We start from the raw sequence: 16,097 nt of genomic DNA, 5'->3' as shown, positions 1-16,097 counted from the left end.
CTGTCCCATTGCATTCGGTGCACTTCTTGTTTAAATTATTCTTCAGTTTCTTATCCTGAATTTCTTTTATCGAGTGTTCACTGAAAAATAAAGAATTTAGAATAAACCAGAATGCTTTTTTTATGCTTTTCATTTTTTATTAGCTAACGACCGAGATTAGTGAGATTTGAGCCTTGGCGAGAATCTTCACTGCAGCTCATGGTTAGGATTCGTTGTTGTTTTGTTTTTTGCCTATCATACCGAATATGAGTGACCCTATGATGATTAATAACCCAATCATAGAATTCCGTAATTGTATCTTTGATAACTGCGTACGGATTTTTGATGTGGCTTGCTTATGGAAAGCTAGTTCCGTTTCAAGATCTTTAATGTTTTGAGTATACTTATCGATCTTAGTTTTTGATTCTTTCCATTCTTGAGTTTTTGATAAAGGGATGTTCTTTTTATGTAAAATATTTCCTTCTTCAATTAGCTCAAGATACTCAATGGTACCTGATAAATTATCAGGAGCATATGTTTCATATTTAAATTTCTGTTCTTCTTCCCATGAATCATGTAGCGTGTCACCGATATCATAAAATTGAAGAGAACAGAGTGTGAAAAAAGAAAACCCAACAGATAGAGCTAATGCAGTTGCTTTATAATTTATTTTCATTTGTTCCTTTTCCTAACATTATAATTGGTAGCGAGCTCATGTGAACTGCTGTGTTTTAGGATTAGGGCTTAAATTTAGTGAAGATATGTGTTTTCTGGCCCTTTTGGTGAGTACTGAACTAATGATGCTATTGGGGCAAGACAGGCTCCGCATGAAAAGTGTAGAACACTTATCTGAAAAAATGCAGTATTTGTATATGATAATTGACCTCCAGTCCCATATCTCGATGTGCAATTAAAATAATATGGCTAGCATTTATTTGCAAGCTTGTGTTAGGGGAGCTGGTCATGAAAGTTGATTAAATAATAAACTTTTAGTGTATTAGTTGAGTACTTAACGAATTATGAAAAATAATTATATGAGCTAACTAAGCAGATATGTATTTTTGGATGGAAATAGGCTGAAAATTTGATATTGGAGCATCCATATAATAAATTAGATGAGGAAATTGAGCTCAGGAAAGGCTTAGAACCATAATTATGTGAGTACTCACATAATTATGGAATGGAATGTTATTTTGGAGGTTTTATATGAAGCAATATCGACGATTTCTTCAGAGTCAATATGTAGCAGATAAAGAGTTAGATCACTATGTTTCTTGGGTGTCGCACTATGCGAAATACTGTAAAGATAGAGGATTAGATTACTGGGATGATGCGAGTCTAATAACTTATAAAAGTGATTTAGGATTCCGACGTTCAGAGTGGCAAGTAATTCAGGCAGAGGATGCGGTAAAGAAGTATTGTTACTGGAGACGAGGTCAATCAGAAGAGAGGAGAGAGGCATTGATATCAAAAATGCGAGCTCATCTGCGCCATGGTCAACGTTCTAGACGGACTGAGGAGTGTTATGCTAATTGGGTAAGACGCTTTCTAAAATACAATGGGAAAGAACAGTCTTGGCTTATTAAGGATATTGAAATATTTATTACTTTTATCGTATCTGATCAAGGTGTGTCAGCATCCACACAAAACCAGGCAATAGCAGCCTTGAGTTATTTTTATAAAAATGTATTAGAAAAAGATCCGGGAGAATTACCTAGAATCTTAAAGGCAAAATCAAAACATCACTTACCTACAATTTTTAGTTATGCAGAACTAAAAATAATCTTTGAGCAACTAGCAGGAACGGAATTATTAGTTGCAAAGTTGATGTATGGGGCGGGTTTACGTAGTGGTGAATGCTATCAACTGCGAATGCAAGATCTGGATTTCAAGAAAAAGATTTTGTTGATACGCGATAGCTTGGGAGCAGTGAAGCGTGAAACTATTTTTCCTGAAAGTTTATTTAAAGAACTGAAGGCTCATATTAAGGAAGTGAAGATGCTATATAACGCAGATCAAGCAATAGAGAATGCGATGGTCAGGCTTCCAGATGAGTATGTGCTGGCGGAAGGTGAAGCTAAACAGTGGAAATGGTTTTGGTTGTTTCCCTCAGCTATACTCAAAATTGGGTCCGATAAACAATCCTTGATACGAGAGCATTATCACCCTTGGCATTTACGGCATGCGTTCAAAAATATTCTCAAATCTAAAGAGATAGAGAATCAAGCTAATTTAGATTCCTTACGCCATAGTTTTGCAGTACATATGTTGGAGGATGGCTATGATATTCGTACGGTGCAGACTTTGCTGGGCCATCAGGATGTAAAAACTACGATGATTTATAGCAAGTTGGCAAAGGTCGGGAAAGTGCATCCTAAAAGTCCTTTAGATAAGGTTTAAGAAAGTAGAAAAGTAATATGAACTGTGGAGGTTTGGTATGGCTAAGATGATAGATTTCATGGAGTATATGAGTTCACTTAAAGTGGATGAAAAAGAAAGGAAGTATTATCCCCGTTGGATCGAAAGCTTCAGTCAGTTCTGTAAAGCTCGAGGGCTAGATCCCTGGGAGCCAGGTGCTTTGAATAGCTTCATCGATAATTTGAGCTGTAGTGAAGAACCATGGAAAGTGATGCAGGCAGGAAAAGCGATTCGTCATTATGTGTACTGGAGAAGGCAAACGGATGCAAGCGTACCCAAACCACTTAGTTTATCATCGGCTAAATCGGAGAGTGAAAATCGTGACTTATTGCTTCAGAAAATGGTGGAAGTGATGCGGGTTCAGCGCAAGTCTTATCGAACGGAGCAGTCGTACTTATCTTGGGTAGAGCGTTATTTACATTTTCATAAAGAAGGTGCATTTGATGCTCAAGAAGTTTCTAGTTTTATAAGTCATTTGGCCGTAGAGAAGGGCGTAGCCGCATCGACTCAAAATCAGGCTTTCAATGCTTTAGTATTCTTTTTTCGCTATGTTTTAGAAATCGAATTAGGTGATTTATCGCAGGCGGTTCGTGCGGTACGCAAAGAGAAGTTACCCTTGGTTTATAGTCGAGAGGAAGTGAAGAGTTTGATTGCCAATATGCCGGAAGGGGTGGCTTTGCTGATGGTGCGATTGATTTATGGAGGAGGTTTACGGCATAGTGAGGCCTATCGTTTACGCATTAAGGATGTGGATAGGGGACGCATGTGTTTGACCATTCGTGGAGGAAAGGGAGATAAGGATCGAGAGGTTCCTTTGGGAGCCAGTTTATTGCCTGCAATAGATTTCCAGTTAGAGCGCATTCGTAAGTTATACGATGAGGATCGCGCTAATAATGTGGCGGGTTGTTATTTACCTCATGCCTTGGAGAAAAAATATGCTAACGCGGGAAAGGAATGGGGCTGGTTTTGGCTTTTTCCTGCGGAGAATCTAGCTGTGGATCCACGGGCCGATATAATACGGAGGCATCACGTCTCGAGTAAATATATTATGGGACCCTATAAGCAAGCTTTGCGCAAAGCTGGAATTGTGAAGGCCGGAACTATTCATACTCTGAGGCATAGTTTTGCGACGCATATTCTAGAAGATGGTTATGATATACGTGTGCTGCAAGAGTTACTTGGCCATAGTGATGTCAGTACAACACAGATTTATACACATGTTATGGGCGTTCATAAACTCAATGTGACGAGTCCGATTGATAAGTTGTAGGTTTTAAGAGGAGTCAGGCATCAGGCATCAGGCATCAGGCATCAGGCATCAGGCATCAGGCATTAGGCATCAGGCATCAGGCATCAGGCATCAGGCATCAGGCATCAGGCATCAGGCATCAGGCATCAGGCATCAGGCATTTTGGAGGTAGTATGCGGGCGAGACGCCCGCGGTCCCAGGGCGGTGGTTGAAAAAAGAAGGTGTTGTTTTGGAGGAGATGCCAGGCAGGTGCTCGGCATACCCAAGTGATGTAGCTTGTGCGGGCGAGACGCCCGCGGTCCCGGGAAGGTTGTTATTGAGGGCGGATGAAAAAAAAGGACTTAGTTTTGGAGGAGATGCCAGGCAGGTGCTCGGCATACCCAAGTGATGTAGCTTGTGCGGGCGAGACGCCCGCGGTCCCGGGAAGGTTGTTATTGAGGGCGGATGAAAAAAAAGGACTTAGTTTTGGAGGAGATGCCAAGCAGGTGCTCGGCGTACCCAAGTGATGTAGCTTGTGCGGGCGAGACGCCCGCGTTCCCGGAGCGGTGGTTGAAAAAAGAAGGTATTGTTTTGGAGGAGATGCCAAGCAGGTGCTCGGCGTACCCAAGTGATGTAGCTTGTGCGGGCGAGACGCCCGCGGTCCCAGGGCGGTGGTTGAAAAAAGAAGGTGTTGTTTTGGAGGATATGCAAGCAGGTGCTCGACGTAGCTAGATTAATAGATCGAAGAAGGTTTCTTCATAGCAGTTACAGGAGGGGTATTAATGTGTCGGAGTGGCAATGATATCATGGTTGTGTACACAGAGTTTCACGCCCTGCTGATATGCAATTAAAATGAAGAGTTTGCTTGTTTTAAAAACACTATTTCTTCAGCTGTCGAAAGACGATTTAAGATTGAATTTCGATGAGGGTAGCGGCCAAATTTTTCAATGATATCTCGATGCTGAATTTCAAAATCTAAATTTGATTGGATGCCATTATCTGTATAAAGCTCTACGGCGATATCGTGAATACTCAAAGATTCGCTATGCATGTAGGGCATATAGAGGAAGCTTCGCTCTATTTGATTTAGATCTTTGTGTTTAGCCAGTGAGATGGCTTCTTGTGACAAAGCTAAAGCTAAGGGGTCGGCTGAAAATGCTTGAGGTGAATCTCTAAAGATATTCCGCGAAAATTGATCTAAAACTATGATTTCAGCTAAGCGTCCCTTGGCGGAATCCCGCCATTCAAAGAGTTCGCATTTCTTAGCTTGCTCATGCAAAGCTAAGAAACGATGCTTAATCAGTGCATCAAAATGAATGTCTTTAAGCCACCATTTTGCGGGTTCTATTTCGTGGAACCAAAAAGATAAAACATCATCATAATTATTATGGCCTATCACTTGTGATTTTTTCCTCTCCAAATTCATGCGGCGAGAATAATGAGCTTAAAGCTTGTTGGCAATACGAGTTCTGGCTTGGTGAAGTTTATCGTAACTCTCAATCAGTCTGTGATGCTTATCGAGCCCCTCGAGTTTCATGCTGGTTTTTGTGAGGCCGTGGAAGCGTACATCGCCATTGATGGACCCAACGACGCTCGCCATGTTTTCGGTGCCATACATGCGACTCATATTTGAAAGGTAATCAGAGAGTTCTTCCTCTTCATCAAGAGTGACATCTAGTGCGGCGTTGAGTGCTTGATAAAATAATCTTCTGGCAGTGGTATTATCGTTAAAGTTAATGAAGTCAAAAATCAATTCATTAGCATTCTCATATTGTTTGAGAGCCAAGTAGCAAAGGATCTTTAATTCACCGATATCGAGTTTTCCCCAAGGGGTATTTTCATCAAATTCGATGCCAATGAGGCCAGAAATGAGTGTGTAATTATCGAGTTGGCTTTCTTCCAAGCGTTCTACAAGCTCAGTGAGTGCTTCATCATCGAGGCTATGGAGGTTTAAGATATCTTCGCGGAAAGCTAGTGCCTTGTTACTGTTGTCCCAAATGAGATCTTCGATCGGGTAGATCTCGGAATAATCCGGGACGAGTATACGACAGGCTTTAGCACCGAGGTCTTCGTGAATTGATATGTAAACTTCTTTGTCGAGCTCATGTAAAATGTTCATGAGATAATCATTTTCTTGTTCAGTTGTACCATCGAAGTTCCACTCACAGAAGTCATAATCATTCTTATCACTAAAGAAACGCCAGGAGATAATACCACTAGAGTCAATAAAGTGTTCTACGAAATTATTTGGCTCGGTGACGGCCATGCTATTGAAAGTCGGAGCAGGGAGGTCATTGAGACCTTCGAAACTTCTTCCTTGGAGTAACTCAGTCAGACTACGTTCTAAAGCAACTTCGAATTTTGGGTGAGCACCAAAAGAGGCAAAGACGCCGCCAGTTTTTGGATTCATCAGAGTCACACACATGACCGGGAACTGACCGCCTAAAGAGGCATCCTTGACTAAGACTGGGAAGCCACGGCTTTCTAGCTCAGTAATGCCAGCCAAAATGCTCGGGAATTTTTCAATGATTTCTTGAGGCACGTCAGGCAAACTTAATTCTTCTTCAATAATCTGTTTTTTTACCGCGCGTTCAAAAATTTCTGAGAGGCATTGAACTTTAGCTTCATTCAAAGTATTTCCGGCACTCATTCCATTGCTGACAAAGAGATTGCCAATGAGGTTGGCGGGGATATAAACTGTCTTTTTATCTGAGTGGCGTTCAAAGGGAAGGGCGCAAATACCACGTTCCACCTGACCTGAATTAGCATCAATCAAATTGGAGGACTTGAGCTCGTTTTCAGGGTTATAGATCTCTAGGCATGTCTCATCCATTAAGCCTTCGGGTAAATCATCATTGGGACCAGCTTTAAACCATTTTTCATTGGGGTAATGAACAAAGTCACGTGAGCTGATATCTTCACCGAAGAAGTGGTCATTATAAAAGAAGTTACAGCTAGCACGTTCAAGGTATTCCCCTAGGGCAGAACAAATCGCACTATCGCGGCTAGCGCCTTTACCATTAGTAAAACACATCGGTGAGGCAGCATCGCGGATATGTACTGACCAAACGTTAGGAACGATGTTTCTCCAAGAGGAAATCTCAATCTTGATACCGATAGAGGACAATAAATCGGTCATGTTTGCAATAGTTTGTTCCAGTGGAAGATCTTTGCCAAGTAACTCAGTACTTGCATCAGGGGCAGATTCACTTTCGTAGACGAGGCCACTATCTTTGGCGAGACTACTGACAGTCTCAATGACGAAATTAGGACTCTCTTGAACAACTCTTTTTACAGTACAGCGCTCGATAGAACGGAGAATGCCTTCGCGATGGCTTTTCGACATATCTTCGGGTAGGGCAACTTGGATTTGGAAAGTCTGCTTATAGCGATTTTCAGGATCAATAATATTGTTTTGCGAGAGTCGAATATCATCAGTAGGGATATTGCGATCTATGCAATAAACGCGAACAAAGTAGGCCGCACATAAAACGGATGAAGCGAGAAAGTAATCAAAAGGACCAGGTGCGGAGCCATCACCCTTGTAGCGAATCGGTTGATCTGCAATAAGCGAAAAGTCATCAAATTTGGCTTCGAGTCGGAGGTTTTCTAAAAATTTTACGTTGATTTCCATGAGCTCATCTTATCCTAATATTTATTAATTAGGGCAGTATAGATGACTTTGACGGGATTACCTACTAAAAGTAATTCTTACTTTTAGTAAAGGCTTACACTTATCTTAGGTGTTGCCACACGAGCGGATAAGTATGGATACACGGGAGCTATTAATTTGGCGACACTATAGATTGAATCCATGAGTCAAATTAAAGGTCGTCATCTCAATCTAATTCAATGTCGGATTAATAGCTTAAAGGAAATTTTATTTTAGGACTCGAGCAATGCTTATGAGGGTTTGCGCAAGCCGCAAAAAGGGTGAAGTGGATTATCTGAATTAGGCTAGTTTTCTTGTGTTTATGCATTTTTGCGCTAAGTTTTTGAAAATAATAATAAGGATTCATTATGTCTAATCAAGGATCAACTGCGAATGTCATTGCGGCAGTATGTAGCTTTTTCATTCCAGGCTTAGGTCAGTTAGTTCAAGGCAGACTGATGTCTGCCGACATTCACTTTGTGATGTGTGCCTTACTCTGGGTGATTTTCATGGGTTGGATTGTTCATATTTGGTCCATTTGGGATGCTGCTCGCTGGAAGCCCAATAAGTAAATTATTTGCTAAAGGATTTCACATTCTTTTACTGCGTATTTTAGGGATAGAATACGTCATTAAGTAGCTATGATATTACTGAAAGCTCTTGAGGCTTATTTAATTCTTTTTTTGCCGTTGATTTCAGCCCAGCTAAACTGGCGGCTTTCAATTTTTCCCTTAGCGACTTGAAAGATTTCGAGCTCAATACGTGCTTCGTTTTCGCTGGTATCAATACTTAAAATACTATACATTTTTCCACTGCTATGTTTAATAAACATATCCGGTGTTTTCCTAGCGTTTGAGTTTTTACTGCCAAGTGGACCACTAGTGATTTCAAGTGTTTCTCCGCGAATCTGATAAGCGGCGGTGAAGTGACGATCACCCGATAATAAAATCACTCCTTCGATTTCTTTACAGAGATCAAGAATTTTATTCTGCTCGTGCCTAAAGCCAGAGAAACCATCCCCTGAGCCATGAGTTTGGAATTCGCTACCGCAAGCGACAACTTTCACTTTTGCTTTGGAAAGACGCAGAGTTTTCTCCAACCATTCAAACTGCTTTATACCCAATAAAGTTTTCTTAGGATCATTGGCTTTCATGCTCTTGTTGGGCGTGCGGTGATAACGGCTATCGAGAAAAATAAACTGAACATCACCACGCTGAAAGCTAAAATAAATTCCAGGATTATTGGCTTCACCATAAGAAGGGTTGGCCCAGAACTTCTTAAAAACTTCTAATGAGCCTTCGCGACCCGGTGTCTGGCTATCAGAATTATTAGGTCCAAAGTCATGATCATCCCAAATCCCGTATGTGGCGACGCTAGTAGTAGAACGTACAAAACCATCCAACTTTCTGCGACTCATGTAATTTTGACTTATGACTTTCGGGTCAGTGGTATCGGCATAATGATTGTCTCCGAGTTGGAAAATCATATCCAGTCCCTTGACTTGGGCAATTTCATTCCAAGTCGTAGCCTCATCACTAGCCTGACGACCAGAACAGGATGAAAATAGAAAGCGCAGCTTTTTGCTATCCTCTTTTTTAGCAGCCGTTTTAAAGCTATAAATAGCAGGCTTTGAATCTTTACTTGTGAGTAATTGATAATAATACGTCGTATTAGGTTTTAAGTCCTTAAGCTCAATGGTGCCCACTTCAAAGTCGTCAATACTGAGGATTTTGGAATTTTGGAGTTCACTATCTTCACTAAATTTTAAATTGATAGAGCCTTTAGCTTCTAAAGAACACCAAATCAGAGCGCGATCTTGATCGACATGGCCGAGCATGGGACCTGTATAAGCATTCATGGAGTCAGGAAGTGTGTTGCAAGACGGTAAAATACTAAAGCAAAGTAGAGCTAGGAGAAGCAGGCTTATTTTTTTCATTTCTTTTATCCCATAAGATTTATTTAGCATAAACGCGGGTAAAAGAAAAGCTAGCCTAGCTCTGGGCATGAATGAGCTAATTAAATCATTAGCAAGAACTAGGGGAGTATTCTTAATACTTCATACGCGGAACTTTTACTAGTACCTGAAAAATAACGACAAAGTCCTTTTAATTAAGCTAAATAAATAACATCACATTAATGGGCTAAGTGTTTTTGTAAGGTCGGAGGTTTCCCTTATTTCTCCATGGTCATCTACATGCTAAAATCATACGTATTAAAGTATATTGAAAAACACAGTAGATAAGAGACTATTTTCCTTAGTCTTATTTGAGATTTGTGGTATTATACGCAAATTTTTTAAAGGAAAAACATGAATCGCGAACAATATATTGCCTACCTCAATACAGAAGTAAAAAAAGAGGATCGTCCTTATTGGATTGATCTTGCACATCAATCGATGCAAAAGGATTGGTTTAGAGAAATTTTGGGACGCAATAATGATGAGATTTATTTAGTGCGTTTTTGGGTCAATAAGCCACAGACCAATACCAAGGGCTCCTACTCATCAAGAAATAGCTTGCTACTTCATCATTTCCTTAAGCCTGATGATGATAAGCACTTACATAATCATCCCTGGGCAGGACGTTCAACAATCCTCAGTGGTGGTTATGTTGAAGAGACCAAGGCAGGACAGAAAACTGTGAAGCCTTTCGATTCAAATATGATCAATGCGGATACCTATCATTGCGTAAAATCTATTGAGCCCAATACGTGGTCACTGGTTCATACCGGTGACAAAGAAGGCGAATGGGGATTCCTCGTTGATGGCGTTCATCATCACTACATGGATTACCTCGATGATATCGACGCAATCAGAACTGAGGCAAATACGTAGTTTTAGAGTTTTTTTCACTGCCCCTCAAGGTGGGGTGTATTTCACCTATTTTTTTCACTGCCTCTCAAGGTGGGCACACCTTGCAGGGAAGGGGACGGCGTCCCAGTTCTTCAAAAACAAAAAGGTATGGATGATTATACCGCCTCACTCCGGCGAGGAGGTGTTGCCACACGGGCGGATAAAAAGAGCGGTGTATTTCACCTATTTTTTTCACTGCCTCTCAAGGTGGGCACACCTTGCAGGGAAGGGGACGGCGTCCCAGTTCTTCAAAAACAAAAAGGTATGGATGATTATACCGCCTCACTCCGGCGAGGAGGTGTTGCCACACGGGCGGATAAAAAGAGGGGTGTATTTCACCTGTTTTTTTTCTTTACTGCCTCTCAAGGTGGGCACACCTTGTAGGGAAGGGGACGGAGTCCCTATGCTGCTATGAAATAAAAAGGGGATGATTATACCGCCTCACTCCGGAGGGGAGGTGTTGCCCCACGGGCGGATAAAAAGAGGGGTGTATTTCACCTAATTTTTCTCTTTACTGCCTCTCAAGGTGGGCACACCTTGCAGGGAAGGGGACGGAGTCCCAAGACTGCAAAAACACACAGATGAGTATATCGCCTCACTCCGGAGGGGAGGTGTTGCCCCACGGGCGGATAAAAAGAGGGGTGTATTTCACCTATTTTTTACTACCTCTCAAGGTGGGCACACCTTGCAGGGAAGGGGACGGCGTCCCAGAGGAATGGAAAACAAAAAGAGGGGTTATATCGCCTCACTCCGGCGAGGAGGTGTTGCCCCACGGGCGGATGAATTTTTTCTATCGCCTCACTCCGGCGGGGAGGTGTTGCCAGACGGGCGGATAAAAAAGTGTTGCAACCACGGGCGGATGGGAAAAAGGACTGAGTCCCAGAGCCATAAAAAAAGGGTGCATTTCGAAAAATACACCCTCTAAAATCATATCGGCTTAATTAACCAATGGCAGATTCACCACTTTCTTCAGTGCGAATACGAATGCATTGCTCGAGGTTAGTGACAAAGATTTTGCCATCACCAATTACATCAGATTTTGCAGCATCAATAATGGCTCTGATAGTGGGGTCAACAAACTCTTCATTGACGGCAATTTCGATTCGAACTTTATCTAATAAGTTAACTTTGTGGATTTGACCACGGTAACTTTCTTCGAATCCCCCTTGCTTACCACATCCGCGAACGCGACTGACAGTCATGCGTTGCACATCGATTTCAAAAAGTGCATCTTTAACTTGGTCAAGTTTTTCAGGTTGAATTATAGCTGTAATCATTTTCATAATATATACTCCTCTTAAAGTGCTTCTTCAGGGTTAGCTTCAATATGGTGAACACTGAGGTCGGCACCAATGCGTTCTTCCTGTTCGCTGAGACGGATGCCTACGGTTTTTTTCAAAAGGCCGTAAACAATAAAACTGGCAATGAAAGAGACGAGTGCAATAGCGACGCTGACAAGGAGTTGAGACATAAAGCTAACGCCACCAAGACCACCAAGGCTTTCTAGGCCGAAAATACCTGCGGCAATTCCACCCCAGAGGCCACAAACACCATGTAGAGGCCAAACACCTAATACATCATCAATTTTCCATTTGTTGGTTTCTATATCAAAAAGAATAACGAAAATCGCGCCGGCAATAGCACCCACTGCTAAGGCACCTAAAGGGTGATATAAATCGGATCCTGCACAGACAGCAACGAGTCCTGCTAAGGCACCATTGTGAACAAAGCCAGCATCATTACGAGAGATGAACATTGCGGTAAGTGTACCACCAACCATTGCAAGTAGCGAGTTTATGGCAACAAGACCTTGGATATCTTTGATTGCACCGGCACTCATGACGTTGAAGCCAAACCAGCCAACGATAAGGATCCAGCTACCCAAGGCTAAAAAGGGAATGCTACTCACTTTAATAGAACTATTTTTATCATAGCGTTTGAGTCGAGCACCAAGAAGCATAATGGCGGGAAGCGCTAACCAACCACCTGTACCGTGAACTACTGCGGAACCCGCAAAATCGTGAAAAGGAGCACCAAATTGAGTCGCTAACCAGCCATCAGAACTGGCGAGTGTATCGCTGAATTTCCCCCATGTAACACCTTCAATCAATGGGTAAATGACGGCAACAAAAATAATACCGGCAATTGAATTGGTCCAAAATTTGGCTCGCTCAGCAACACCGCCTGAAATGATTGCAGGAATACAGGCTGCGAAACCTAGAAAGAGGAAAAATCTAATATATTCGATGCCATTGGCAGCATTAACTTCGCTAATTGAGCCGACTAAATTTAAGCCGCGAGCAAGTGGGTAACCAATGAATAAATAGGCGATAGTAGAAAAGCACCATTCGCACAAAATTTTATTGAGTGCATTGACTTGGTTCTTTTTGCGGACTGAACCAACTTCGAGGAAGGCAAAACCTGCGTGCATGGATAAAATCATGATCGCACCAAGTAAGATGAATAAAGCATCTGATGATTCAGCGAGAGCATTATTAGCTTCGCTTGTGGCGTCCTGTGCACTAGTACTTAAGCTCATAAAAAACGTTAGGGCAGCGATGATGTAGCCCTTTTTAACATTTAGCATTTGGAGTTCCTATTTTCATTACGATTTTGCCACTTTTGGGCGAATTAAGAGTGCTTAGATAAGGGCTTGTATGGAAAAAATCAACCATTTATCCGCTTATTGTGACTTTGGGTAATATTTTAGTACTCAGAGTGTTGTAAATCGTATTTGATTACGTTTTATGTATTAAATATATAGTTTAATTCTTTTTACGTTCATGTGATTTATATAGTTACATAAAAGTTCTTATGAATTCGGGTGTTCTCCAACAGCAGAGGTGAAGCCCAGAGGCGTATGAAAAATGTGTTGCCACACGGGCAGATGAAAAAGGGAAGGGAGAATTATATCGCTTAACAGCGGCTTGCGATTGCCATCGCGGGCGGATGAAATAAATTCATGGCCTCTCAATGAGGGCACAGCTTGTAGGCCAGGGGACGGAGTCCCAAGACTACTGTAAACAAAGGGATGATTATATCGCCTCACTCCGACGGGGAGGTGTTGCCACACGGGCGGATAAAAAGGGGGGGCATTCCTTTATTTTTTTTACCGCCTCCCAAGGTGGGCACACCTTGCAGGGAAGGGGACGGAGTCCCTATGCTGCGATAAACACACAAAGGAGGGGTATATATAGCCTTAACAGCGGGTTGCGATTGCCACACGGGCGGATGAAAAATGTGTTGCCACATAGGCAGATAAAAAAGGGGTGTATATCGAAAAATACACCCTTTGAGAGTTAGGTAGCTGAATGAATTGATTTAGCTAAGAATTATCAGTTCTCATATAGATCGCCGGATGCATCGCCTAGTTATAGAACTTAAATTCATTAGATCAACTAAGCCACTTTTTAATAGTATGAGGATTAGCTTACTTACGATATAGGAAAGCATCTGAAGTAAGAAGTGAAACGAGTAGGGCATTCATGCTGCCGTCACTCTCTTGGTAAGCCTTGTGTGCGGCCTGAAGAACGGGTCCATCGTGCACGGTTTCGTTCCTGCCCATCCAGAATCGGAAGGCATGTCGGACGAAGACTTGCTCGACGCGTTTACTATTGGCAAGCTTAGTGATCATTTCAAAGGCATTAGCAACGGGGCCATCCAAAGAGTCGTCTCCTGAATCTATTATTTCACCCGATGTGTCAACAGGTTTGCCGTGTTCAAGTTTACGGAACATACCTAGATGATTATAAGATTCAAAAGTTAAACCGAGTGGATCCATTTTATCGTGACAACTCCAGCAATACTCTTTTTGAGTGACGCGCATGCGAGATCTCAGAGTGGTGCCCGGTTCATCTGGAAGTTGCGCATCTACCGTGATGGGTACATCGGGAATACCTCCGCCTAGCAAACGTTCACGAATCCATATTCCACGGTGAATGGCGTGATTATCCATGGCATCAGAATGAGAAATCAACCAGGAAGGATGGGTCAAGATGCCCATTCTTTGTCCCTTAGGCGCAGTGGTCAAAAGTCTTTTTTCATCCATAAAGCCTTTTCCGAAAGAGCGACGTCCCAAACGAGCAAAGATTTCTTTGCCAGAGAATTCTGCTTTTGCAATTCCTGGCTTATTATATGATTTTTGCTTTTCAAGAATGTTTTTTTTCTGCTTGGACAATTTTTTTATGTGTTTAGTTGCCTTATCCTTCTCACTTTTGTCGGTAAGCTTTTTAAGCTGCTTTTTGAGTTGTTTCATTTCAGCATCAATCGCCACGAGCTTCGACTTCTCTTGAGCTATTATTTGGGGATCTACTTTAGGCTTTTCAGAAAGCTCAAGGAATTGACCGAAAAAGGTGGCGTCCCTTGGATGAGCGACTAATTTCTGTGTGGTGAGAAGTTGCTTAAGTACACCTTTATCCTCCTCAAGAATTAACTCAACCAAACGATCAGTACTGGCAGAAGCATAAAACAAGGACTGATAATAACTTGTTGCCGCTCGCTTGTCGATTCCCGTAGCGGCTAAAGCCTTATCATCTTTGCAAATATAACCCGCTAGATCATAGTCAAAATACTCACGAAAAAACTGTAAAATACGTGGCTTGCGAAAACTCTCGTTTTCAAGCATACGAGTCACTTCGCGTTTCACATCTTCACGACTTCGCATCTTACCATTCTCAATAGCTTTTTGCAAAATGGCATCTGGTTTGAGATAACTAAGCGCATGATTCAGTGCGAGGCCTAGTTCTGCGTCCTGCAACAGGATTCGACCATCTTTATCCGCGCGTGATTTCTCACCCAACTCAGTACGAAAAAGGGCATCTCGATCGAGGAAAATAGCTGTCAGCCCCATCATCAAGCCTTCTTTCTGGCCCAATTGCGAAATGGTTGAATTGACGACTTGATAATACTTATCAATTTCCTTCGTGGTAGGGGAACGAAAGGTAAGCATTTCAAATAAGTAAGTAATCGTTTTTCGAATCTCCTGCTCAGATGCTTTCTTTTTAGGATCCTTAAATAAATCATAGACCGGAGTCAGCGGACGCAGGATTTTAGTCGAATAAGTAATCGAAGAAGGAAGACCTCGAAGATCACCTTCGGTCCTAACTTTTTCATAGGTCTTAGGGTCGTCGGTGATCTGGGCAGGATTTGAAACGAGGCTTTCAGGACCATAGGCCATATACTTTAAAATATCTTTAGCCTTATTGAGGGTTTGAGTCGATTCAGCACTATTGACACCATGCATGTCAGCGTAACTCGCAAAGCCATGTTTACGCATCGTGGATAATACCACAGGAACACTCTTAACTGCAGTAGCATAAGCTACTGTACCACCCTGCCAAGCGGTAATTCTATCCACTCCAAAATAGAGCTTGAGTTCGCCGCCATGGTTTGTAGGCACTGCATCGCCATATGTACGGAGACCCGGCTTCGATGGATCGTATTTGGGTTCTTTGTTAATCAGCACATTCAGTCTAGTGATATGTTCTTGAGGTGTGATTCGCCAAATGCGTTTGGGTGAGGCGGTGGGTTTTAATTTTAGTCCATCAATCTGGGGCGTAAATAATAAATCATGATTGATAAAGTTCCCCTTCTTCGGAGCTTTGTGAGCGTGGAAACCCCCTTTATCTTTCATGACTTGCTCCATCTCCTGGCGTACCCAATCGGAGAACTCAAGCTTTTCAATTGTAGTGAGTTTCTTTTTTTTCTTAGGAGGCATTTCACCAAGCGCTACCTGAGCCCAAATTGACTTCCATAGACCGATGTTATTTTCATCTACAGGTCCCAAGTCAAGTAGGTTTAAATCACCTTTTGGAGTTTCATCATCATGGCAAACAGTACAATTGTTATCAATGAAATCGAATCCGTAGGATTTGAAACTCTTATTGATGTGTTCCCCTGGAGAGTAAACTTCTGCTGCGCTTGTATTGATAGCTAAACACAGTACACCAATGAATAAATATTTTCGCATA

The 16,097-nt window shown here is 42.1% G+C and carries 11 protein-coding genes; 4 read left to right on the top strand and 7 right to left on the bottom strand.

Going from position 1 to position 16,097, the window contains the following annotated elements:
- Nucleotides 1–202: 202 nt before the first annotated feature.
- Nucleotides 203–655 carry a hypothetical protein gene (locus tag PQO03_RS07485; RefSeq protein WP_274149221.1) on the bottom strand — a complete coding sequence of 151 codons (453 nt, stop codon included), beginning with the start codon at nucleotides 653–655 and terminating at the stop codon, nucleotides 203–205.
- Nucleotides 656–1,185: 530 nt separating this feature from the next.
- Here PQO03_RS07485 and PQO03_RS07480 point away from each other — a divergent pair.
- Together PQO03_RS07480 and PQO03_RS07475 are read left to right on the top strand one after the other, a co-directional pair.
- Complete coding sequence (locus PQO03_RS07480) at nucleotides 1,186–2,379, top strand: integron integrase (RefSeq protein WP_274149219.1); 1,194 nt, start codon at nucleotides 1,186–1,188, stop codon at nucleotides 2,377–2,379.
- Nucleotides 2,380–2,416: 37 nt separating this feature from the next.
- A complete protein-coding gene (locus PQO03_RS07475) occupies nucleotides 2,417–3,667 on the top strand; it encodes an integron integrase (RefSeq protein WP_274149217.1) in 1,251 nt (416 codons plus the stop codon).
- A gap of 805 nt (nucleotides 3,668–4,472) precedes the next feature.
- Here the strand turns inward: PQO03_RS07475 and PQO03_RS07470 are convergent.
- Both PQO03_RS07470 and PQO03_RS07465 read right to left on the bottom strand, forming a co-directional pair.
- Nucleotides 4,473–5,024 carry a DUF924 family protein gene (locus tag PQO03_RS07470; protein ID WP_274149215.1) on the bottom strand — a complete coding sequence of 184 codons (552 nt, stop codon included), beginning with the start codon at nucleotides 5,022–5,024 and terminating at the stop codon, nucleotides 4,473–4,475.
- A 45-nt stretch (nucleotides 5,025–5,069) separates the two neighbouring features.
- Nucleotides 5,070–7,259, bottom strand: coding sequence for an OsmC domain/YcaO domain-containing protein (locus PQO03_RS07465; RefSeq protein ID WP_274149213.1), 2,190 nt, complete (start codon nucleotides 7,257–7,259; stop codon nucleotides 5,070–5,072).
- A 386-nt stretch (nucleotides 7,260–7,645) separates the two neighbouring features.
- On the opposite strand from PQO03_RS07465, the gene PQO03_RS07460 reads away from it, so the two are divergent.
- Nucleotides 7,646–7,849 carry a hypothetical protein gene (locus PQO03_RS07460; protein WP_274149211.1) on the top strand — a complete coding sequence of 68 codons (204 nt, stop codon included), beginning with the start codon at nucleotides 7,646–7,648 and terminating at the stop codon, nucleotides 7,847–7,849.
- Between the two features lie 95 nt (nucleotides 7,850–7,944).
- Here the strand turns inward: PQO03_RS07460 and PQO03_RS07455 are convergent, their stop codons facing one another.
- Nucleotides 7,945–9,213: an alkaline phosphatase D family protein gene (locus PQO03_RS07455; protein WP_274149209.1), complete on the bottom strand. Its 1,269-nt coding sequence runs from the start codon at nucleotides 9,211–9,213 to the stop codon at nucleotides 7,945–7,947.
- Nucleotides 9,214–9,585: 372 nt separating this feature from the next.
- Here PQO03_RS07455 and PQO03_RS07450 point away from each other — a divergent pair, with 372 nt between their 5' ends.
- Nucleotides 9,586–10,110 carry a hypothetical protein gene (locus PQO03_RS07450; protein WP_274149207.1) on the top strand — a complete coding sequence of 175 codons (525 nt, stop codon included), beginning with the start codon at nucleotides 9,586–9,588 and terminating at the stop codon, nucleotides 10,108–10,110.
- 959 nt (nucleotides 10,111–11,069) lie between these two features.
- Here PQO03_RS07450 and PQO03_RS07445 read toward each other — a convergent pair.
- From PQO03_RS07445 to PQO03_RS07435, 3 genes are all read right to left on the bottom strand, one after another.
- Complete coding sequence (locus PQO03_RS07445; RefSeq protein ID WP_274149205.1) at nucleotides 11,070–11,411, bottom strand: P-II family nitrogen regulator; 342 nt, start codon at nucleotides 11,409–11,411, stop codon at nucleotides 11,070–11,072.
- A 14-nt stretch (nucleotides 11,412–11,425) separates the two neighbouring features.
- Nucleotides 11,426–12,667 carry an ammonium transporter gene (locus PQO03_RS07440; protein WP_420792858.1) on the bottom strand — a complete coding sequence of 414 codons (1,242 nt, stop codon included), beginning with the start codon at nucleotides 12,665–12,667 and terminating at the stop codon, nucleotides 11,426–11,428.
- An 891-nt stretch (nucleotides 12,668–13,558) separates the two neighbouring features.
- Nucleotides 13,559–16,096, bottom strand: coding sequence for a DUF1588 domain-containing protein (locus tag PQO03_RS07435; RefSeq protein ID WP_274149201.1), 2,538 nt, complete (start codon nucleotides 16,094–16,096; stop codon nucleotides 13,559–13,561).
- Nucleotide 16,097 lies beyond the last annotated feature (1 nt).

Source organism: Lentisphaera profundi (assembly GCF_028728065.1).
In the GTDB taxonomy this organism is placed as follows: domain Bacteria; phylum Verrucomicrobiota; class Lentisphaeria; order Lentisphaerales; family Lentisphaeraceae; genus Lentisphaera; species Lentisphaera profundi.
Note: the sequence above shows the minus strand (reverse complement) of the source record. Positions and strands in the feature narration are given on the sequence as shown.

Bases quoted from the DNA above. Each gene is read 5' to 3' on its own strand.
- PQO03_RS07445 (WP_274149205.1), bottom strand. From the start codon at position 11,411: ATGAAAATGATTACAGCTATAATTCAACCTGAAAAACTTGACCAAGTT.
- PQO03_RS07480 (WP_274149219.1), top strand. From the start codon at position 1,186: ATGAAGCAATATCGACGATTTCTTCAGAGTCAATATGTAGCAGATAAA.
- PQO03_RS07460 (WP_274149211.1), top strand. From the start codon at position 7,646: ATGTCTAATCAAGGATCAACTGCGAATGTCATTGCGGCAGTATGTAGC.
- PQO03_RS07440 (WP_420792858.1), bottom strand. From the start codon at position 12,667: ATGAGCTTAAGTACTAGTGCACAGGACGCCACAAGCGAAGCTAATAAT.
- PQO03_RS07485 (WP_274149221.1), bottom strand. From the start codon at position 655: ATGAAAATAAATTATAAAGCAACTGCATTAGCTCTATCTGTTGGGTTT.
- PQO03_RS07455 (WP_274149209.1), bottom strand. From the start codon at position 9,213: ATGAAAAAAATAAGCCTGCTTCTCCTAGCTCTACTTTGCTTTAGTATT.
- PQO03_RS07475 (WP_274149217.1), top strand. From the start codon at position 2,417: ATGGCTAAGATGATAGATTTCATGGAGTATATGAGTTCACTTAAAGTG.
- PQO03_RS07450 (WP_274149207.1), top strand. From the start codon at position 9,586: ATGAATCGCGAACAATATATTGCCTACCTCAATACAGAAGTAAAAAAA.
- PQO03_RS07435 (WP_274149201.1), bottom strand. From the start codon at position 16,096: ATGCGAAAATATTTATTCATTGGTGTACTGTGTTTAGCTATCAATACA.
- PQO03_RS07465 (WP_274149213.1), bottom strand. From the start codon at position 7,259: ATGGAAATCAACGTAAAATTTTTAGAAAACCTCCGACTCGAAGCCAAA.